This is a genomic window from Mesorhizobium sp. M5C.F.Ca.IN.020.32.2.1 (genome assembly GCF_004023105.1).
Lineage (GTDB): Bacteria > Pseudomonadota > Alphaproteobacteria > Rhizobiales > Rhizobiaceae > Mesorhizobium > Mesorhizobium wenxiniae.
The window spans coordinates 1-16,195 of record NZ_RZSX01000031.1 but is presented as its reverse complement, the minus strand read 5'-3'; the positions used below and the strand labels follow the sequence as shown (position 1 = coordinate 16,195).

At 64.2% G+C, this 16,195-nt stretch carries 16 protein-coding genes; 5 read left to right on the top strand and 11 right to left on the bottom strand.

Features of this window, described 5'->3' with window-relative positions:
- Nucleotides 1-321: 321 nt before the first annotated feature.
- The 9 genes from EOA86_RS02900 to EOA86_RS02860 form a co-directional block, all read right to left on the bottom strand.
- Nucleotides 322-2,337 (bottom strand): amidase, encoded by a 2,016-nt coding sequence (locus EOA86_RS02900; RefSeq protein WP_128340657.1) that lies wholly within the window; start codon nt 2,335-2,337, stop codon nt 322-324.
- A gap of 98 nt (nt 2,338-2,435) precedes the next feature.
- Nucleotides 2,436-3,998, bottom strand: coding sequence for a WD40 repeat domain-containing protein (locus tag EOA86_RS02895; RefSeq protein WP_128340656.1), 1,563 nt, complete (start codon nt 3,996-3,998; stop codon nt 2,436-2,438).
- A 125-nt stretch (nt 3,999-4,123) separates the two neighbouring features.
- Nucleotides 4,124-4,894 carry an exodeoxyribonuclease III gene (locus EOA86_RS02890; RefSeq protein WP_127211308.1) on the bottom strand — a complete coding sequence of 257 codons (771 nt, stop codon included), beginning with the start codon at nt 4,892-4,894 and terminating at the stop codon, nt 4,124-4,126.
- Nucleotides 4,895-4,904: 10 nt separating this feature from the next.
- Complete coding sequence (locus EOA86_RS02885; RefSeq protein ID WP_128340655.1) at nt 4,905-5,546, bottom strand: alpha/beta family hydrolase; 642 nt, start codon at nt 5,544-5,546, stop codon at nt 4,905-4,907.
- Between the two features lie 36 nt (nt 5,547-5,582).
- Entirely contained in the window at nt 5,583-6,260 is a 678-nt protein-coding gene (locus EOA86_RS02880; protein ID WP_128340654.1) for a hypothetical protein, read from the bottom strand.
- A gap of 5 nt (nt 6,261-6,265) precedes the next feature.
- Complete coding sequence (locus EOA86_RS02875; RefSeq protein ID WP_128340653.1) at nt 6,266-7,360, bottom strand: tetratricopeptide repeat protein; 1,095 nt, start codon at nt 7,358-7,360, stop codon at nt 6,266-6,268.
- Nucleotides 7,357-8,271, bottom strand: a complete 915-nt coding sequence (locus EOA86_RS02870; RefSeq protein ID WP_128340652.1) for a Ku protein — start codon at nt 8,269-8,271, stop codon at nt 7,357-7,359. The genes EOA86_RS02875 and EOA86_RS02870 overlap by 4 nt, the downstream gene beginning before the upstream one ends.
- Before the next feature lie 89 nt (nt 8,272-8,360).
- Nucleotides 8,361-10,826: a DNA ligase D gene (ligD, locus tag EOA86_RS02865; protein WP_128340651.1), complete on the bottom strand. Its 2,466-nt coding sequence runs from the start codon at nt 10,824-10,826 to the stop codon at nt 8,361-8,363.
- 100 nt (nt 10,827-10,926) lie between these two features.
- Complete coding sequence (locus EOA86_RS02860; protein WP_029351283.1) at nt 10,927-11,151, bottom strand: hypothetical protein; 225 nt, start codon at nt 11,149-11,151, stop codon at nt 10,927-10,929.
- 207 nt (nt 11,152-11,358) lie between these two features.
- Here EOA86_RS02860 and EOA86_RS02855 point away from each other — a divergent pair, with 207 nt between their 5' ends.
- On the top strand, nt 11,359-12,366 hold the full coding sequence (locus EOA86_RS02855) for an aldo/keto reductase (RefSeq protein WP_128340650.1): 1,008 nt from the start codon (nt 11,359-11,361) through the stop codon (nt 12,364-12,366).
- 7 nt (nt 12,367-12,373) lie between these two features.
- Here the strand turns inward: EOA86_RS02855 and EOA86_RS02850 are convergent, their stop codons facing one another.
- Nucleotides 12,374-13,804, bottom strand: a complete 1,431-nt coding sequence (locus EOA86_RS02850) for a LuxR C-terminal-related transcriptional regulator (protein WP_128340649.1) — start codon at nt 13,802-13,804, stop codon at nt 12,374-12,376.
- A gap of 29 nt (nt 13,805-13,833) precedes the next feature.
- Nucleotides 13,834-14,055: a hypothetical protein gene (locus EOA86_RS02845; RefSeq protein ID WP_065007156.1), complete on the bottom strand. Its 222-nt coding sequence runs from the start codon at nt 14,053-14,055 to the stop codon at nt 13,834-13,836.
- On the opposite strand from EOA86_RS02845, the gene EOA86_RS02840 reads away from it, so the two are divergent.
- The 4 genes from EOA86_RS02840 to EOA86_RS02830 all read left to right on the top strand — a co-directional run.
- On the top strand, nt 14,054-14,245 hold the full coding sequence (locus EOA86_RS02840; RefSeq protein ID WP_065007157.1) for a hypothetical protein: 192 nt from the start codon (nt 14,054-14,056) through the stop codon (nt 14,243-14,245). The genes EOA86_RS02845 and EOA86_RS02840 overlap by 2 nt on opposite strands.
- A gap of 48 nt (nt 14,246-14,293) precedes the next feature.
- The gene (locus tag EOA86_RS02835) at nt 14,294-14,977 is read left to right on the top strand and encodes a DMT family transporter (protein ID WP_245497095.1); all 684 of its coding nucleotides are present in this window, start codon (nt 14,294-14,296) and stop codon (nt 14,975-14,977) included.
- Nucleotides 14,899-15,324 carry a DMT family transporter gene (locus EOA86_RS39905; protein ID WP_245497094.1) on the top strand — a complete coding sequence of 142 codons (426 nt, stop codon included), beginning with the start codon at nt 14,899-14,901 and terminating at the stop codon, nt 15,322-15,324. Before EOA86_RS02835 ends, EOA86_RS39905 begins: the two co-directional genes overlap by 79 nt.
- Before the next feature lie 73 nt (nt 15,325-15,397).
- Nucleotides 15,398-16,195, top strand: a 798-nt coding sequence (locus tag EOA86_RS02830; protein WP_128340658.1) for a substrate-binding domain-containing protein, incomplete at its 3' end; no start/stop codon positions are given.

Below are 16,195 nucleotides of genomic sequence, written 5' to 3'. Positions count from 1 at the left end.
GGGCGGCCCTGCCAATAAGGACGGCAACACCATGCCGCTAGCCAACCAGGAAGCCGGTGGGGATAAAAACCTTGCCACCTCGCAGCAGGATGTCGAGGCGCAGCAGGAGGGCGACAAGACAGCGGCGGCCAAAGCCGACGCCGGTAGCGACCCCTGCAAGCCGGACTGACGCAGATTGGAAAGCCGGCCGCAGACGGGCTGCATGCCGCCATTGATCATCGGTGGCATGCGGGTCAGCGCGATCGGCACCATCCCGCAGCTTCCCCTAGACTTGCGGCGATGCCATCCCGAGAGCCCAGAATGGGAATACGCGGAGGCTAGCTATCCAATCCCTCCCGTCATCGCATAGGCGCCGACTGCACGCCCGTCCTCAAGACACACGACGGCGGTGACGATCGAGCCGTAAGAGCCGCGCCAGATGCTGTGGATTCTCTCATGCTCACTGGCCGGTACGACTGCACGCCCTGTAAAGCGCCCGTCAGTCCGCTGCATGCGAATGGGCTCGCCGTTGACATGGACTTTCATGCTGGTCTCGGTTCCGACCTCGCCATGCACATCGAGTGTGACAGTTATCTCGTCCTGATCACCCGCGCGGCGCGTCTCAGCGGCAAGCGTGACTGTCAGCGGCGGCGCCTCGTCGGGCTGGCGGGCGGCAGGCCGGGCGGCAAAGACATCGTCGGGAAGCTCCGGAGTGCGCGGCGGGCTGGTGCGGCGCTGGCCAAAACGCTCGAAATCGCCGGCTAGCCGAAGCAGCTTCGTATCTTCATAGGCCTTGCCGGCGAAGGTCAGTCCGACCGGCATGCCGATATCGGCCATAGTGCCCATCGGCACGGTGACGGTCGGAATGCCGAGATGGCGCGGCACCAGATTGCCGTTGGCGACCCAGGTGCCGTTGCGCCACGCAAGCGCGGCGGAGGCCTCGTTGACATCCGCATCGGCCGGCCCGACATCGGCGACGGCCGGAAACACCACTGCATCCAGCCCTTGCGCGTCCAGCCAGTCCTCGAAATCGATCCGCCGCGTTGCCTCAAGGCCTTTCAGGCCAGCGTCCAGCTCGGGAATGGCCTCCAATGGGGTGACGCCGCGCTTGGCCCGCCCGACATACTCCGCTAGATCGAAGCTGTCCTCGTAGCGGTCCGGCAGCGTGCCCGGCGGCTGCGGAAAGATCTTTGCGCCGTCGACCGAGGCGAGATCGGGGATGGCCGGATCGGCATTGGCGCGCAGGAAATCGTCCCAGGCGAAGACGCACAGGTCCCATATCTCGCGCTCGGCGAATTCTTCCGGAACCAGCCCGCGATCGACCATGTTTTTGGTGCCCGGCCGGTCGCGCTCGTAGTTGGAGACGACGGGGAAATCGACCTCGACCACATCAGCACCGAGCCGCCGCAAATCCGATGCCGCCTGCTCCCACAGGTCGAGCACCGACGCGCGGGTCGGGATCGGAACGTCAGCCTCCGTGTCGCGGCCGATATACATGCGGGGCACGCCGAGCCGCACGCCTTGCAGCGATCCCTCCAGCGTGAGGCCGGTATAGCGTGGCGGTCTGACATCGGAGCTCGTCGGCAGCGCCACCCAGGGCTGCGCGCGCCAGAAATCGCCTCTTGTGTTCGGGTCGTCGGCGACGATCACGTCGAGCAGTTCGAGCATGTCGGCAACGCTGCGCGTATGCGGCACCACCACGTCCATGGTCGGCACCAGCGGCCAGTTGCCACGCACGGAAATGACGCCGCGCGACGGCGTGTAGGCGACCAGCGCGTTGTTCGACGCCGGCGCCCGGCCCGACGACCATGTCTCCTCGCCGAGCCCGAAGGCGGCGAAGCTGGCGGCGGTCGCGGTGCCGGAACCATTCGACGAGCCCGAGGCGAAGGCGGCGGTCAGGTAATCGGCATTGTAGGGGCTTTCCGCCCGGCCGTAGACGCCGCGCTGCATGCCACCATTAGCCATCGGCGGCATGTCGGTAAGCCCGATCAGCACCGCGCCGCCGGCCCGCAGCCGCGCAATGGTGAAGGCGTCCTCGCTCGCCGTGAGATGCTCGAAGGCCGGCGAGCCGGAGGCCACCGTCAGGCCCGATACCTTGTAGCTGTCCTTGGCGGTATAGGGGATGCCGTCCAACGGGCTGAGCTCGGCACCATTCCTGCGGCGCTGGTCGGACGCGGCCGCCTCCTCGAACATTTCGGGATTGAGCACGGGGACGGCATTGAGGGTGATGCCATGGCGGTCGTAATGCGCAATCCTGCGCAGGCAGGCGCCGACCAGCTCGACGCTGGTGACCGTGCCGTCCTCCAGCGCTTGCCGCAACTGCTCGATCGAGGCCTCGACGATGTGGAGATCGGTCATGGTGTTCCTGCGCCTGCGCGACGAAGAGGCCTTACATCGATTTTGTATAGGTCGCGACCCTTCAGAGGGGGGTGCTCAAGCTCCGGTCAGGAAATTGATCACTCCGGCGCGCCGGCGAAGAGCACTACGCCGTCGCCGCCGCCCGCCGGCCAATCCCAAATTGTGCGGTCGTAGCCGCCGGTCAGCACCGTGCCGTCGGCGGCGAACGCCACCGCGTAGACCGGGCCGGACCGGCTGTCGAACAGGGCGGTCTCGCTGCCTGTTTCCATGTCCCACAGCCGTGCCGTACCGTCGAGCGAGCCGGACAGCAGCCGGTTGCCGTCGGCCGACAGCGCCAGCGCATAGACCGTGCCCGAATGGCCCTCGAGGCGGCGGACTTCGCGGCCGGTGTCGAGATCCCAGAGCTTGATCGTATAATCGCCGCTGCCGGAGATCAGATGGCGCCCATCGGCCATGAACACCACGCCATAGGGGCCACGCTCGTGCCCGTGCCAGCTGCGCAGCTGCTTGCCGGTGCCGATGTCCCATAGCTTCAGCGTGCCGTCGATGCTGCCGCTGATCGCGCGGGTACCGTCGGGCGAGACGGCGACCCCGCTGATCGACCAGTCGTGCCCCGGCGTCACATGCAGCACCAAGCCTTTCTCGATATCCCAGACAATGACCCTGCCGGTGTCGTGCCCGCTGACAGCACGTTTGCCGTCGGGGCTGATCGCCAGCTTGTTGACGCCGCCGTTCTGGCCTGACGAGAAGACATGCAGCACAGCGCCATCGGAGAGCTGGCGCAGCACGATCTCGCCATCGTCGCCCGCCGTCAGCGCCCGCGCCCCGTCGGGCAGGAAAAGCGCGGTCCGCGCCATGTCCTTGTGGACGCCGAGGGTGCGGATCAGGCGCTTGCCGTCGACATCCCAGAGCTTGACCGTGCGGTCGGTGCTGGCGCTCATGATCGATTGCCCGTCGGGCGCCACCGCCAGCCAGACGACGGGCTCGCGATGGCCATCGGGCTGCGTCGGCAGCGGCGGCGGAGCCTGGGGCAGCGGCGCGACGGTCTGCGGTGGAGCCGGGGCTGGAGCAGCCTCCGGCGGTGAGACAGAGGGGGCAAGCGCGACCGCAGATGGCGAAGCAGGAGCCGGCGGCTGTGCCGATTTCGCGCTGGCGCCAGGGTTTGCACCTTGCGGCGGCGGAGGCGCAGCCGTCTGTTCAGGCCGCTCGAGCGCTTCCGGCGCTTGGGCCGGTGCGCTGGCGACGTCTTCGCCCTTCGGCGCGCTCAGCGCGGGTTGCTCGGCGGTCAGGCTTTTGCCGGCGTCCTGTGGCTGTCGCCACCAGGGGCCGAGCTGGTCGACCACCAGAGCGAGCACGGCGAGGAACGGAACGACGGCGAAGAGCTGTCGCAGGCGTGGTCGTCTGCCGGGTTGCGTTTCGGCACCCCTGCCGAACAAGGGTATGGCTGGTCCGGGCTTCGACCGGCCCGGCAACAGGCCGGCCCAGAACAGCAGGGCTGCAAGGGCTGAGAAAACGCCCGCTGCCCCGAAAAAAGCCAGGCGCGCGGACGCGAAAGCGTCGCCCGCGCCCTCGCCGCCCAGCGCGAAATACACGCGTGTGAGGCAGAGCATGCCGATCGCCAGCAGCAGCGCGGCGAGCAGCCTGTCGACAAACCTGTTCATCGGGCTCCCCCCTCCGGCCGCTATCAGTTTCGCCCATAATGATGCCGGTCAGCGCCGGGCTTGTCGATGTCCTTCTGTTGATGGCCAATCTCCCCCTTCGTGGGCGAGATTGGCTCTCTCGCCCCTCACCGCAATTCCACCCACACCGGCGCGTGGTCGCTGGCGCCGGGCTCGCCGCGCACTTCGCGGTCGATGCCTGCCCCGGCCAATCGGCGCGCCAGTTTCTTCGAGAGCAATATATGATCGAGCCGCAGGCCGGCGTCGCGCGGCCAGCGGTTGCGGCGATAATCCCAGAATGTGTAAAGCGTTTCTTTCGGGTGCTTCTTGCGCAGCGCATCTAGCCAGCCCTGGTCGAGCAGTGCTGCGAAAGCGGCGCGGCTTTCCGGCTGCACCAGCGCATTGTCGTCATAGGAGCGGGTCGGATAGATGTCGCGCGGCTCGGGCACGATGTTGTAGTCGCCGGCCAGCACCACCGGCAGGCCAGTGTCGAACAGTTCCGCCGCATGCGCGTTCAGCCGTTGGTGCCAGGCAAGTTTGTACTGGAATTTCGGGCCGGGCTGCGGGTTGCCATTGGGCGCATAGAGGCAGCCGATGACAATGCCGCTGACCGCTGCCTCGATGTAGCGGGCCTGGTTGTCACTCTCGTCGCCGGGCAGCGCCTCGCGGATCGGAACGGGTTCTGAACCCCGCGCGAGTATGGCGACGCCGTTCCAGGTCGGCTGTCCCACCCACAACGCGCCATAGCCCGCGGCGGCGAGTGCCGTGCGCGGAAACTGCGTCTGCCTTGCCTTCAGTTCCTGCATGCAGACGATGTCGGGCTTGGCGACAGCCAGCCAGGCCAGCACGTTTTGCAGCCGGCTGTTGATATTGTTGATGTTGAAGGTGGCGATCTTCATCGGACAGGAATCAGAGCCGGTCCGCCCACACCTTCACCGCATCAGTCATCGTCTTCAGATGATCGGCGGCGGAGAAGCCGGAGATGCTCTTGCGCGGCTTCAAATCGTGGTCGCCGTCTTCCAGCCAAAGGATTTCGATGCGGTCGGAAAGATCATAGGTCGCGACCTCTTCCCTGGTTCCGAACTCGTCGCGTGTGCCTTGGAAAATCAACGTTGGCGTCTTCAGCGCGGCCAGATGCTTGGTGCGCAACTGCGTCGGTTTCCCCGGCGGATGGAAAGGATAGCCCAGGCAAAGCAACCCTGAAATCTCGCCCTTCGAAAACATCTCGTCGGCAATCATCGAGGCGACACGCCCGCCCATCGACTTGCCGCCGATGATGAGCGGCGCCTTCACGCCCTTCGACCTGAGGTCGGCGATCGCCTTGATGTATTCGGGGTTCACCGTCTCGGCGCGCGGCGGCGGTTTGCGGTGGCCGTAGCGGCGGGCGGCCATGTAGTGAAATTCAAACCGGGCGACGCCGAACCCCGCTTCGGCCAGTGCTTTTGCCGTGGCGGTCATCGAGGCCGAGTCCATCGGCGCCCCGGCGCCATGGGCGAGCAGGACGGTGATGGGGGCGGTTTCGGGCCCGTCGAAGAGGAAGGCGGTTGGCATCGGGCTTCGAACTCCAGAGGGTTAGGCTCGCGACGACTATGGCCGCGCTGCACCGACGCTACAAACCTGCGACCGCAGATACTCGACTTGGGCTGCCTGATATTCGGGCCAGTTTGCCCGATCGAGACCGCCAACCCAGGAGCAAGCTGCTTCACGCCCATGAACCTGTTCCAGCAGGCAAAAGTAAGCATGATCTCGCCACGTCCCGCACAGGCTTTTATTACCATTCATGACGTCCAGCGCCGAACGCCAAGTGAACCATCTCTTAATCCACCTGCCGACCTTGCCGTCCAGATCGTCGACGCACTGGGCTATGAACGCGTCCAGATTCTGTTCATTAGCGACCCAAAACGGCCCCCGACCGCTAACAAAGCCGCTGTCAATCCCGTCGAAAGCAACACTGAGGAATTGTGCGTTCAATTGCTCAGAATTTTTAGTTTTGAACTGTACCGAACTTGGATCTTTAAGCTCATACCAGGCGCTAAATTCCTTGTATGACTTGGCAAATTTCTTCCATTTGAACACGGCCGCAAGTGAGCAGTCATAAGCGCCGTACCGGCGGTCCGCATAGCAATCAAACTCGATGATGAAGTCTGTCAGATTGTCCGCAGACACGACCACAAGCTTGGCTGTGTCCAGCTTGAACCATTTCGCCCCCAGGCGCGCATGAAGTTCTTCTGAAACTGTCTTTCGAATGGCCTTTGAATCAAGCATGTCAGTCAGGACGCCGACATCCGCGCCAGCTGCAAATCGACGAACTGAATACCCTTGGTCGCCATGCGCGCCCATTCGGAATTGGCATCGAGTTCGAGGTAGCGCGCCCAGTGGCGGCGCGCCTCGGCCAGGTTGCCGGCGTCGAACTCCAGCCTCGCAAGGTTGAACACCGCATCGGCATAATTGGCATCGAGCGCAATCGCCTTTTGCAGATGCCGTCGTGCCGAGGCCTCGCGGCCCTCGTCGCTCATCAGCCCGGCGAGATTGAACCAGGCCTCGACAAAGCCGGGGTCACACTTGATCGCACGGGCATAGTCATGCGCCGCCTCGGCCGCGTGGCCCGAGGCGCGCAGGCAGTTGGCGCGGTTGAAGGCGGTGATGGCGTCGGTCGGATCGATGGCCAGGCAGCGCTGGTAGAGTGCGGCCGCCTGTTCGTGACGTTCAGCCTCTTCCGCGGCTTCAGCGTCGGCGAACAGTTCTTCCAGCGTGTCGTCATCCGGCGACCCCAAGTCGAACAGCAATTGGCCGTCAAGTTCGCTCCGGCCGCCATCGAGATAGATCGCATCCGCGCGCCCATGCTGTGAGCCGACATTCAGCGACTTGGCGGTGAGCGAGGCCACCGGGCCGGAGCGGTGAACCGAGCGCGCGATCGCCCCCCATGACGCGCCGCCGGCGACAAGCCCGGCATATTTGCGGGCAAGGATCAAATCGCGGAAGGAATAAGGTTCGCAATCATGCTCGAAGGCATCGAACAGGCTGAGAAGGTCGAGATCGGATGCAGCCAGTCGCGATTGATCGAGAAGCGACTGCAGGGACATGGCCGAAGCCTCCGGCGGCTTCATCAGCCCGAGCAGGCGCAAAAAACCGTTTTCGCTGATCAGCTTTCGGCCGGTCGCGCGCTCAGCAGCGACGCGGCGCTCGATCTCGGCATCCCCGGCCTTGGCGAGAAGTGTGCGGCCGAACACCACATGGGTGGTGCGCCTGTTAACGCCGCGTCGCAGCTGGCCCTGCTGGCGCTCGACTTCACGCGCGGCCAGCCTCAGTGGAAACGCCGCCAGCGCGCCGATGGCGCCGAAGACAGTGCCGGCAAGCGCCGTCACGCCTTGCTCTTGCCGACCGCTTTGAGAAGGTTGGCCTTGAGCGGGTTTTCCTTGGCCGCGCCGGCGCCAGCCTTGGCGGATTTCGCTGCAGGCTTCGCTGCCTCATCGGCCTTGCTCTTCGACTTGGCCGGCGGCTTGGCCGATTGCGACAGGCTGGCCTTCAGCGCATCCATCAGGTTGATCACGTTGCCGCGCTCAGGGGCGGCCGCGATGATCGGCTTGTGGCCCTTGAGCTTCTCGCGGATCATCGCCATCAGCGCGATCTCGTAGCGATCCTCATAATTCTTCGGATCGAAGGTGGTTTCCTTCTGCTTGATCAGCGCTTCGGCGAGCTGCAGCATTTCCGGGTCGGGCTTGCCGGCCGGGATGTTGCCGAAATATTCGGCCGTACCGCGCACTTCATTCGGGTTCCTCAAGGTGCAGACGAACATGCCGTTCTCGCGCGCGCCGATCGTCACGACGCGCTCGCGGCTGGACAGCACCAGCCGCGCGATCGCCAGCTTGCCCGACTTGCGCATCGCTTCGCGCAGCACCGCGAAAGTCTCCTCCGCCATCGCGCCATCGGGCGCCAGATAATAGGGCGCGTCCTGGTAGATGACGTCGACCGAATGCTCGTCGACGAAGGCTTCGATGTTCATCGTGTGGTTGGATTCGATGCGCACGGCCTCGAGGTCGGCATCGTCGATGATGATGTACTGCTTATCTTCGTATTCGTAGCCCTTGATCAGATCCGAGCGCTCGACCAGCCCGAGCTCGGGATCGACCGGCTTCATATTGATGCGGTTGTGGGTGTCCTTGTGCAGCTGATTGAAGCTGATCCGCTCGCTGGCACTCGTCGCCGGATACAGCCGGACCGGACAGCTGACGAGACTGAGCTTGAGGTAACCTTTCCAACTTGCCCTGGGCGCCATGAAACTCTCCTACGCGGCCGTGCACTGTCGAACTGTTCGCGGCGCTTCGTCCAAAGGACGAACAACGCTGCGCAAAACCTACTTAGCCCTCACAATACCGGCAAATCCCTAGCGAAATCTTCCATGTTGGCCCAGGGATCGCCGGAGGTGGCCAGAAGGCCCGGCAGCGAAGAATAATTCAAATCTTCCGGAGCGTCGATGGATTCCAGATCGGACCAGCTCACCGGCGTGGAGGTCGGCAGGTTGGTGCGGGCGCGCAGCGAATAAGGTGCCGCCGAGGTGTGGCCGCGCGCATTGCGGTGATAATCGATGAAGATGCGCCGTTTGCGGTTGTCCTTGCCCATGGTGGTGGTGAAGATGTCGGGCGCGGAGGCGGCCAATGCCGAGGAAATGGCGCTGGTCGCCTGGTGCAGTTTCTTCCAGTTCTGTTTTTGCGTTACCGGCACGGTGATGTGTATGCCCTTGCCGCCCGACGTTTTCGCGAACGGCATCAGCCCCATCGCCTCCAGCTCGGCGCGGATATGCACTGCCGCCTCGACCACCTCGCGCCAGCTAATCCCCTCGCCCGGGTCGAGGTCGAAAACGATCAGGTCCGGTCTGTCTAGCCGCGTGCGGTGGGTGCCCCAGGTGTGGAACTCGACGACGCCGAACTGCGCCAGCGCCAGATAGCCCTTGGCATCTTCCACCGACAGATAGGATTTAGTCTCGCCCTCGGAATTGGTCGTCTCGAAGGTCGCCACCGATGAAGGCATGCCGGTGAAGGCATGGCGCTGGAAGAAACAGTCCTGCGGCTTGCCGGTCGGGCAGCGCACCAGCGACACCGGGCGGCCGAGGATGTGCGGCAGCATGAAGTCGCCGACCAGCGCGTAGTAGACGGCGATGTCGAGCTTGGTCGGTCCGGTTTTGCCGAACAACCGCCGCGTCGGATTGGTCACCCAGATTGTGGCGAGATCGGCTTCCGCAATCAGCCGCTTGCGCTTGGCCGACACCGGCGTCGATAGGCCGACGTCGCGCAGTCCGCGGAACACCGCATGGCGCAGCGCATTATCGGTGGTCCGGTTGGCATAGTGGATATGGGCCGAAATCAGTGGCCGCACCCAGTTCATCTCGCGCATGATCTCGCGCGGAACCCCTTCGGGTGCAGACGCGCCGGCGCGCAAGGGCTCCAGCCGAGCCAGCAGGTCGGCGGCGGTGGCGGCGTCGAAGCCGGTGCCGACCTTGCCGCGATAGTGCAGTTCGCCATCCTCGAATTCGCCGAGGCCGAGTGCGGCCAATCCCTCGGCTGCATCGGAGGTGGTATAGCCGGCGATGATGAAGTCGCCGTTCTTCAGCGCCTTGATCTTGGTCCAGGTCTTGGTGCGGCCGCTCTGGTAGATTGCCGTTGCGCGCTTGGAGACGACGCCTTCTAGTCCCATCTCGGAAGCCTGGGCATAGAGCGCCTGGCCATCGCCTTCGACGTGGTCGCTGAACTGGATGGCGGAGTTGGCGCCCAAGCCGGACAGCAATTGCGACAGCAGCGCCTTGCGCCGGCCGAGCGGCGCTTTTCTCAGGTCCCAGCCGTCGAGATGCAAGAGATCGAAGGCGTAGAAGTGGAGCTTGTTGCCGGCGCCTTCGGCCAGCGCGTCCTGCAAAAGAGCGAAGCGGCTGATGCCCTTGGCGTCGAGCACGACGATCTCGCCATCTATAACAGCCTCACGACATGGCAGCCTGGCGAAGGCATGCGGCAGGTCGCCATAGCGCCTGGTCCAGTCGAGACCGGCGCGTGTGATCAGCCGCACCTCGCCCTCAGCCAGATGCGCCATCGTGCGATAGCCGTCGAACTTGATTTCGTGCAGCCACTCCTCCCGGGTGCCCACTCCATCCGGCGGCTTTGCCACGGTCGTCGCCAGTTGCGGTTCGATGCGGGCGGGCACCGGCGCCTTGACCGCGCCCGGCAAAGCGCCGGGCTTCAGCACGACCGGTTTCGCAGGTTTGGGGACTGGCTTCGGCGCTTCGACCAGTTCCTCGATGCGCCGTCCCGATTTGACGCTTTCCGGCCGCTCGGCAAGGATGTCGAGCGCTGTATCGGCGGCGAGATCGCGCTCCTTGAACAGCAGCCAGTTTTTCTTCTCGTCGTCGCCGGGCTTGGCCTTTAGCCTGGTCAGCATCCAGCCGCCATTCAGCTTCTCGCCGGCGAGACGAAATTTGAAGGAACCGGTGCGCAGGCTCTTTTCGACATCGTCCATCGGCGCCCACACGCCTGTGTCCCAGACGATCATCGGTCCGCCGCCATATTCGCCCTCGGGAATGACGCCCTCGAAGTCGATATATTCGAGCGGATGGTCCTCGGTCTCGACCGCCAACCGCTTGTCGGCGGGGTTGAGCGACGGGCCGCGAGGCACCGCCCAGCTCTTCAGCACGTCGCCGACTTGCAAGCGTAGATCATAGTGGTCAGCGGTGGCGTGATGCTTGTGCACGACGAAGCGATTGCCTTCTCCGGCAACCAGCCCGCCGACGGGTTCCGGCGTCTTGCTGAATTCGCGCTTGGCGCGATAGGCCTTGAGTTTCGGCGTCATGTCCGCATGCCAAGCCGGCTGCGCAAAAACAAGGACTTGACCCGCATCGCTTGAATCATTTTGTCAGCATGCGGCAGGCCGATGTCGTGCCTCGCACAGCTCAATCGTCGGTGGCCGGCGTTAGTTCGAGCTCGGCCGGCGACAGACCCTGCTGGAGCTGGCTCAGCCGGAATTCGTCGACCCAATAGGCCTCGCCGTCGACGAGGACACGCGCTTTGTAGGCGCCGGCGGAAAAGCTCTGTGCGGTGATATAGACCTTGTGGCGGTCGAGCGCCTTGCGCACCGCGGCACGCTTGGAATTCTGGCTGGTGACGGAACTGGCCATGGACTCGCTCATACACACGCCGCCGCAGGAGAAGGCGGCTGGCATAAGGATGGCCGAGACCGGGTGTCGTGTCAATTTGGGGTTTGATCGCCTCGCGTTCAGGCTACCCTTCCCGAGCGACTATGGAAACTGAGCGGGAGCTCTATATGGTCCTGACGCAATAGTCCTGATGTATACGAACCCTGACACTATCCGGAGATCTCATCTATGACCTTGAGCACACGCAAGCTCGGCAGCCAGGGGCTGCAGGTATCGGTGATCGGCCTCGGCTGCATGGGCATGAGCCAGTCCTACGGCCCGGCCGACGAGGCGGAATCGATCGCCACACTGCACCGCGCCATCGAGCTCGGCTGCACCTTCCTCGACACGGCGGAAGTCTATGGCCCGCACACCAATGAGGAACTGCTCGGCCGCGCGCTGAAGGGCCGGCGCGACGAGGTGACAATCGCCACCAAATTCGGCTTCCGTATCGAAAACGGGCAGCAAATCGGCACCGACCGCAACAGCCGGCCCGAGCATATCCGTGAGGCGGTGGACGGCTCGCTCAGCCGGCTCGCCACCGACCATATCGACCTGCTCTATCAGCACCGCGTCGACCCGGCGGTGCCGATCGAGGATGTGGCGGGTGCTGTCAGCAAACTAGTCACTGAAGGCAAGGTGCGCTTCTTCGGCCTGTCGGAGGCGGGTGCGGCCAACATCCGCCGCGCGCATGCCGTGCATCCGGTCTCGGCGGTGCAGAGCGAATATTCGCTGTGGGAACGCAATCTGGAACCGGAGATCATCCCGCTGCTCAGTGAACTCGGCATCGGCCTGGTGCCGTTCGCGCCGCTTGGCCGCGGCTTTCTCACCGGCGACGTCAAGCGCGCCGAGGACTACCCGGAGGGCGACTTCCGGCGCGGCGACCCGCGCTACCAGGGCGCCAACTACGACGCCAATGTGCAGGCAGCCGGGATTGTCCGCGACATCGCCGCGGCCAAGGGCGTCAAGCCCGGCCAGATCGCACTGGCTTGGCTGCTGCACAAGGGCAGCGACTTCGGCATCGACATCGTGCCGATCCCCGGCACCAAGCGCCGAAAGTACCTCGAGGAGAATGTCGCTGCCGCGGCGATCGAGCTCGACGCCGCCGCAATGCAGGCGCTCGACGATGCGCTGGCGCCGGGCAAGGTCGCGGGTGAGCGCTACAACGAACGCGTCATGGTGATGATTGACCGGTAGGCGGCGTCTACGGCAGCTTCGCCAGTTCGGCGCCGTGCCGTATGGCAAGCAATGCGTCCCGGTTCGTCACAGGATAGCCTGCGATGAAGCGTTCGACCGAAAACCCCGGAAATTCGGCTCTCAAGCGGGCCGTAGCGCGCGCCGCTTCGCCGGCCGCGCCCGTGGCCATATACGAGAGTGCCAGGAACATCAGCACGTCCGGCGACTCCGGCGAACTCCTGCGGAGCGCCGCAATGGCTTGCTCGTGTCTGCCGGCGACGAACAGGATGCGGCCTTGCATGCCGAAATACCAGGGCGGGGCCAATGGATTGAGGCGCATGGCACGCTCGATGAGCGGGATCGCCTCGGCCGGATCGCCGATGACAAGCGCCTTGCTGCCGGCCAGCAGCGTCAGTATGCCGGCGTGGTTGGAGCCGTATTCGAAAGCGCGCCGGTGCGCGCGCTCCGTTCCTTCGAGATCGCCAAGGCATGCCCTGACATTGCCAAGGCATGCGTGGGCGCAGCTATCCGTCGGGTCGAGGCGCAAGGCGTTTTCGGCCGCCGCGCGCCATTTCTCGATCGACGTCAGCATGTCGTCGCCAAAGCCGTTGCAGGCCTCGACCGAATAGGCATAGGCGAGCTCGGCCCAGCAGTTGGCGAAAGTAGGGTCAAGCTCCAGCGCGCGTGAAAACAGGCGGATCGCCTCGGCATTTCCGGCGCGGCTGAACGTAGTGTGCTGCTCGAGGGCAAGCAGGTAAAAATCATAGGCCCGCAAGCTGGCCGGCGGCTTGCGGCGAACCGCATTGCGGCCGACCGTGGCCAGCGTTCCGTAACTGCCGGCAAACACGTTGATGATGCTTTCGGTCAGGCTGTCCTGCAGCGCGAAAATGTCCTCGGCCGGGCGATCGTAGCGCTCCCTCCACAGGCTGACGCCGCTACCGGCATCGGCAAGCTCTATCGTCAACCGAATCCGCTGGTCGTCCGCACGCAACCGGCCCGATACGAAATAGGTGACGCCGAGCGCCTTGCCGTCCGCCGCGAAATCAGCCGGCTTGCTGCCCAGCGATTTCATCGTGTGGAAGGCGATGACAGGCAGGCCCGCATAACGTGACAGGTCGATGGTGATGTCTGACGACAGGCCGTCGGCAAAGCGGCGCCAACGCTCGTCGGAATTGAGGCATTCGATCGGAAATATGGCGAGCACCGGCGGGGCGCCGGACAGGGACGGAGCCGGCTGTGCGCTGGAAGCGCCGGCAAAATACGCCGCAAGCCCGATCTTGGTGCGCACCCCGAGTTTTTCGTAGATGGCCGCAAGGTGGGTGCGAACAGTGGTCGGCGCAATGAAAAGTGCTCTGCCGATTTCGCGGTAGGTCATGCCGGCTGCGAATTTTTCCGCGACCGCGCGCTCGCGACCCGACAAGGCATCGAGCGCCTGCGCTTTCGAAACATCGTTGAGCATCGTGGTGGAACCCGTCCCAGCACAGAATACTACAAATGCAGGAGATCGAATACTGCATCTGCCCGATCCCGCCGCAGGCGCAAAGGCTGAAGGATCTCTTCCGGCAACAAGCTGCAATCAGGGGAGGTTTCCATGCGTCCTGTTTCGATAATGCTGGCATGCACGATCCTGAGTTTTTCCGCCGCCCAGTCGCCGTCGTTCGCAAGAGGATGCAGGCAGGTGCTGGAATCGGATGTGAAAATCACGAGCATGCGCCTTTATGCCGACATCCTGGCCAATGCCGCCCGCCACGGCTGGGACTACACGCCTGAATCGATCGTCAGCGGCTCAAAGCGGCACTTCGAGGAGATGAAGCTCCAGTTGAACGACGCCGGCTATGAGATCGTCCCCGTCGGCACCCGCCTTTATTGCAAACGGTTGGACAAGCTGGCCCTCCGCTAGCTGCCAGCGATCCGCCCCTCGCAGCGCAAGCTTTTTCGAGACATTGACATGTCGAAGGTGCAGGCCAACTGTCTGCTTCTGCTTGCTGCTGCCTTTTGGGGCTTCGGTAACGTCGCGCAGAAAACCGTGCTGGATCATCTCGAGCCGCTCAGCGCCGTGGGCATGCGCTGCCTGATCGCGGGGCTCATGGCCGCGCCGCTGACGATGGTCGAACGGGGAGGGAAATGCGGGCCCGGCTACTGGATGAGCCTCATCAAAGTCAGCATTCTGTTTTCGATTTCTATTATCATCCAGCAGGTTTCCTACCTCGATACCTCGGTCACCAATGCGAGCTTCCTGGTGAGCACGGCAACGGTGATGACACCGCTCGCGGCCTGGTTCCTGGTTGGCGAGCGCCCAACTGCTATCGGCGGACTTGCTGCCGCCATGACATTGGCCGGTGTCCTGCTGTTGTCCGGAGGCTTGACCGCCAGCTTCAGCCAGGGCGATCTCGGCGCGATACTGTCGGCCGCGTGCTACGCGCTTTGGATGGTGGAGCTTGGCCGCCACATGCAGACCCACGGCGCGCCGGTCGCGGCAATTTCTCGGCGCCGCCTTGCTCACTCTGCCGCCCGGCGCCCTCCTGGGCAATCTATCTCTGACCGCCATCAGCGATGCAGGCCGGAACTCGTGTGCTCGGCATCTTCTCCACAGGGGCTGCCTTCGGCATCCAGACGATCGCTCAACGCTTGAAGTCCGCCAGCCATGCCGCGGTGATCGTCAGCGCAGAGAGCGTGTTCGGAGCGGTTGGCATGGCCATATTCCTGGGCGAGCGGCTTTCGCCAACCGGAGCAGTCGGCGCTGCGGTCGTGTTTGGATCGATCACTAAAAAAATAGCCTCGGGAGAGTCCGGCGACCCTCTGCGAAGCGCCGAAGAACAAGCCGGAACCCGACGGGCGCCAAATCCCGCCCGTTCTTGCGCAAACCTCCGGCCTTGGCTAGCATCCGCCTGCCGGCGCCGAGCGGAGGAGAACGTCGCGGTGGACCGGCTGGAGCGCCGTTGCGTCCCCTTGGGCGCTCAAAGGACACTCCATTTCTAGACCGACGCATGAACCTGCCGGAGACCCATTTCGGCTTTCGGAGCCATGCGCTCATATGGAGGAGACTAAATTGATCAACAGACGTGAGTTCCTGCTGTCGTCCGTGGCGATGGGCACATTGGCGCTGGCCGCGCCGCAACTGGCTTTCGCCCAGGACAAGCTGACTATCCTAGGGTCGGTGCCGAGCCTCGGCTTTCCGTTTTTCGTTCACATGCTGAACCAGATCAAGGCGGAGGCGCAGGCGCAGGGCGTCAACCTGACCGAGAGCGACGGCCAGAATTCGGCGCCCAAGCAGACCGCCGATATCGAGGCCGCACTTGTGCAGAAGGTCGACGCCATCGTCATCTCGCCGCTCGACGTCAACGCGCTGGCGCCGGCCATAGAGCAGGCGGTCCAGGCCGGCATTCCGGTCGTCACCATCGACCGCCGCGTCGACGGCGTCGAAGGCATCCTCGCCCATGTCGGCGCCGACAATGTCAAGGGTGGCGAGGCCGAAGCGCAGGCCATGGTGGCGGCGTTCCCGAACGGCGCCAAGATCTTCCATTTGCAGGGCCAGCCAGGTGCTGGGCCCGCGATCGACCGCAACAAGGGCGTGCACAATGTTCTCGATCCGCTGAAGGACAAGTTCCAGATCGTCTTCGAGCAGACCGCCAACTTCGCCCGCGCCGAGGCGCTTTCCGTCACCGAGGCCGGCCTTGCAGCCAACGGCAAGCCCGATGCGATCATCTGTGCCAATGACGACATGGCGCTTGGCGCGGTCGAAGCCTGCGCGGCGCGCAATTTCACCGACGTCAAGATCTACGGCTTCGATGCGCTTCCCGAAGCGCTGGTCGCCGTGCGCGACGGCAAGCTGGCCGGCACCGTCGAACAG